The following is a 4,440-nucleotide window of genomic DNA, read 5'->3' as shown; positions in this document are numbered from 1 at the left end:
CGCTAGCTAGGTCTTGAAAGGAGTGGGAATTGGCTCCGTTTCCTTTTTTTCAAAATCTTCTTTAATATTTTTAAGCAAATTTGGTTCATACAATAAATCTATTGTTGTAAAAGCAATCGCTTTAGCAGCTTGTAAAGTAGCTTCTTTACCCTTTTTAGATAAAGTTGCATCCCTAAATTCAACAGTATGACCTGATATGGAGTGCTTGGGAGCTATAGAAATATACGGATGAACTGCTGGAATCCTGTGACTTACATTTCCAACGTCTGTAGACCCTCCCCCTTCTGAATCTGGTTCTATATTTTTTATACCGAGTTCCATGTAATTTTTTCTGAAAGTTTCTGATAATTTTTTTGAAGGTCTTAAATCATCGTTTGAAAGTTCATAATAATCCCAAGATAATTCCGCTCCAGTCATTTTAGAAGCTCCTTCAGCTATGTTTATACCTTTTTTCACTACATCGTCTAAATATTCTCTCGTTTTTGCTCTGAAGTAGAATTTAGCTTCTGCATAGTCTGGAATTACATTTGGAGCTTCGCCACCATTTGAGATTATCCCGTGAATCCTTGTTCCATCTTTTAAGTATTGTCTTAAATAATTTATTCCGTTAAATAGATGAATAACAGCATCTAAAGCGTTAACTCCTTTTTCTGGAGATGCTGAAGCATGAGTTGTTTGACCTTTGTAAGAAAACTTAATTGCATCTAATGCCAAGGAGGTTGAATAAACTTTATTTTCTGTTGAAGGATGAATCATCATGGCAACATCAAAATTGTCAAAAATTCCTTCATTGGTTAAAATAACTTTTCCTCCCCCATTTTCTTCACCCGGACACCCAACAACATAAATATCCCCTTTTAAATCATCAATTTTGGATAATGCGAGAGAAGCACCGTAACTAATAGCTGAGATCATATTATGTCCACAACCATGTCCTATTGTTGGTAGTGCGTCGTATTCAAATAAAATTGCTATTTTTTTGTAATGGGATAAACCAGACTTCTTCCCAAGAAAAGAAGTTGGAAGTTTCTCTGTTGGGTTGTCGATTTCAAAACCTAAACTACTTAATTTTTGTGTGAGAAAATCATATGCTTTTTCTTCTTTGAAACCTATTTCTGGATTGTCTTTAAGATATTTTGAAACACTAAAAATATCTTCTTTATTTTCATCTATTATTTTAGATATATATTTTTTAATATCATTAATATTCATTCTAAAACTCCTTTATAAAAAGGCAGCAATTAAGCTGCCTTAAAAATAATTATTTGAATGACCATTCATTTACATAGTAAATAGGTCTTTTGAATACATTCCAAAGGTACTCTGGTATTTTTATTTCATTGTTATAAGCTTCTCCAGCAATTGGCCAGTATAAAGGAACACACACAGCATCTTCCATCGCAATTCTTTGCACTTCTCTGTACAATTCCCATCTTTTTTCAGGGTCAACAGTTACTTTGATTTGGTCTACTAATTTATCAACTTCATCATTATGATATGTCCCAAAAATTGAATTCCATGAAGATTCACTGTGCCAACTTTCTACAAAACTAAATGGAGAAGGTGATGTAGCAGACCATCTTTCTCTAAACATAGGAGCTTCTCCTTCAGCTGTTACGTCTAGATAAGTTCCCCATTCTATAGCAACCACTTCTGCTTGAATTCCAACGTTTGCTAATTGCCTTTGAATTTGTTGTACTTCTAAAACTCTTTCTCTATAGTTTGAGGGCGCAAAAATTTTTGTGGTAAAGCCGTTTGGATAACCAGCTTCTTTTAACAATTCTCTTGCTTTTTCCGGGTCATATTCATATGCTGGTATATCAGGTGAATAAGCTTCGTGGAAGTTAGGAATTCTTCCAACAGCTGGAACAGCCATATCCCCCATAGTCAAAGTTATTATTTCCTCTCTATTTATAGCATAAGCAACAGCTTGTCTAACTTTTACATCTGAAAAAACTGAATCTGGTCTTCTGTTAAATACAATTCTGTGATCTTCAAATTTTTGATAGGTTCCATACCCTAAATCTAAAGAAGGGTTGTTTTGAAGAGCTTTAAATTCTTCTGCTGGTAATTCTGCTATAAAATCAATTTGTTTTGCTTGTAAAGCCATTATAGCTGATGTTAGTTCCGGGAAGAATCTAAATTCCAAATTAGGAATTTTTGCTGGTCCTTGCCAATAATCATCAAATCTTTTCAAGACAATTCTCTGTCCTGGGTCATGTCTAACGAATTCATAAGGTCCTGAGCCTATTGGATGTTGTTCATAACCTTCCCATCCTACTTCTTCAATATAATCTTTTGGAAGAACCTTGTTCCTTAATCTTGCTGAAGTTAAAAACGTAACGTTTCTGTTTTTAAGTCTTACTTCAACAGTGTAATCATCTATAACAACTACTTCATCAATATCAGAATAGTAATCTCTATGGGGAGATCCTAAAGTTTCATCCATAAAAGACTCGTAACTGAACTTAACATCTTCGGCGTTTAATTCTTCTCCATTATGGAATTTAATACCTTTTTTAATCTTAAAAGAATATGTTTTACCATCTTCTGATAAAGAATAAGATTCTATTACAGCACCTTCAGATGTATAATCTCCACTCTCAGTTAGTTCTACCAGTGGGTCATGGATTTGGCTGAGTACAAAATCGGCTTCTGTATCCTGATAAGTTATAGGATTAAGCTTGGATGGCTCTGCTTGTATAGCGATTAATACAGTATCTCTTGCCAAACCAAGTGTTGATAACAACAAAATAGACAATAAAAATACAAAAAATAATTTTCTCATGTTTTACCCCCTTAATTTATTTTAAATAAAGGTGGCAGGCAATTAATCTACCATCTTCATAACTTTTTAATTCTGGTTCCTTTTCTTTACAGATAGACTTTGCATATGGACATCTCGGATGAAAGTTACAACCGTTCGGTGGGTTTATTGGAGATGGAACCTCTCCAGTCAACATATCTTCAGGAAGCTTTTTGTCAGGGTCGGGCTCAGGAACTGATTTAAATAACCCTTGTGTATATGGATGTAAAGGTTTTTCAAATATTTTTTGAGTTTGACCAGTTTCAACCATTTTTCCTAAATACATAACCCCAATTTTGTTCGAAACTACCCTTATCAAGTTGATATCATGCGAAATATAGAAATAAGTTAAATCTCTATCTTTTTTGGCTTGTTCCAATAATTTTAATATTTTGGTCTGTACAGAGACATCTAAAGCAGAAGTTGGTTCATCCAAAAATACTATTTCAGGTTCAACTGCTAAAGCACGAGCTATAGCTATTCTCTGTTTTTGTCCACCACTCAATTCGTGAGGGAATCTTATCATATGCTCTGCTTGTAACCCCATCGATTTCAACAATTCGACAATTTTTATAGTCGTATCTCGTTTGTTTTTAGTAATTTTATGAATTAACAAAGGTCTAGAAATAGTGTCGTATACTGTCATTCTTGGGTTTAATGAAGAATGAGGATTTTGAAAGACCATACCCATAATCTTTCTTAGTTTTCTTGAAGTATTCTTATCAAAAGATGATATGTCTTCATTTCTAAAGAAGATTTTCCCATCTGTTTGATTAATTAATTTCAGAATAGTTCTGACAAAAGTCGATTTTCCACAACCAGATTCTCCAACTAATCCAAAAGTATCGCCCTTCTCAATTTCTAAAGATATGCCATCAACGGCTTTTACTATCCCTTTGGTACTTTTAAAATATTTTTTGAGATTCTCAATTTTTAAAATAGTATTATTTTCCACATTAATCACCTTCTGTGACATGCTACAATATGATTTTCTGATATTTCTTTTAAATAAGGTCTTTCTTTAGAACAAATATCTACAGCTTCTTCGCATCTTGGATGAAATCTACAGCCTTTAGGGGGATTTATAAGCCTTGGTACTGATCCTGGAATTTCTTCAAGGTCCTCCAAAGTGGTTTCAACACCAAGTATACTGTGTATCAATTTATTTGTATAAGGGTGCTGTGGGTTTTTAAATATATTGTGTACAGAAGCTGTTTCCACAATTCTTCCTGCATACATAACAGAAACCGTATCGCAAATTTCACTTACAACGGCTAAATTATGCGTAATATACAAAATTGTCATTTTAAATTTTTCTTTTAATTCTTTTATTACTTTTAAAAATTGAGATTGTATAGAAACATCTAATGCTGTTGTTGGTTCGTCAGCAATGAGAAGCGAAGGACTGCAAGCCAACATCATGGCGATCATAACTCTTTGTTTCATTCCTCCTGAAAGCTCATGGGGATACTTTGATAAAAGATTTTCAGCATCAGGTAATTTAACTTTTTTAAGTTCTTCAATGACTATATCTTTAAATTCTTTTTTAGAAGCTTTTCTATACATTTTTAAAACTTCTTCAATTTGATTTTGAATTGTGAATACTGGATTTAAAGAAGAGGAAGGATCTTGAA

At 33.2% G+C, this 4,440-nt stretch carries 4 protein-coding genes; all 4 read right to left on the bottom strand.

The window, feature by feature from the left end; translation table 11 throughout:
- Window positions 1–6 precede the first annotated feature (6 nt).
- Window positions 7–1,212: a M20 family metallopeptidase gene (locus CI949_RS17355; protein WP_290768675.1), complete on the bottom strand. Its 1,206-nt coding sequence runs from the start codon at window positions 1,210–1,212 to the stop codon at window positions 7–9.
- Window positions 1,213–1,261: 49 nt separating this feature from the next.
- Complete coding sequence (locus CI949_RS17350) at window positions 1,262–2,788, bottom strand: ABC transporter substrate-binding protein (protein ID WP_091401922.1); 1,527 nt, start codon at window positions 2,786–2,788, stop codon at window positions 1,262–1,264.
- 16 nt (window positions 2,789–2,804) lie between these two features.
- Window positions 2,805–3,761, bottom strand: coding sequence for an ABC transporter ATP-binding protein (locus CI949_RS17345; RefSeq protein WP_218119782.1), 957 nt, complete (start codon window positions 3,759–3,761; stop codon window positions 2,805–2,807).
- A 5-nt stretch (window positions 3,762–3,766) separates the two neighbouring features.
- The coding region (locus CI949_RS17340; protein ID WP_290768668.1) for an ABC transporter ATP-binding protein at window positions 3,767–4,440 on the bottom strand (674 nt) is incomplete at its 5' end.

This window comes from Halanaerobium sp. (assembly GCF_003070835.1).
Note: the sequence above shows the minus strand (reverse complement) of the source record. Positions and strands in the feature narration are given on the sequence as shown.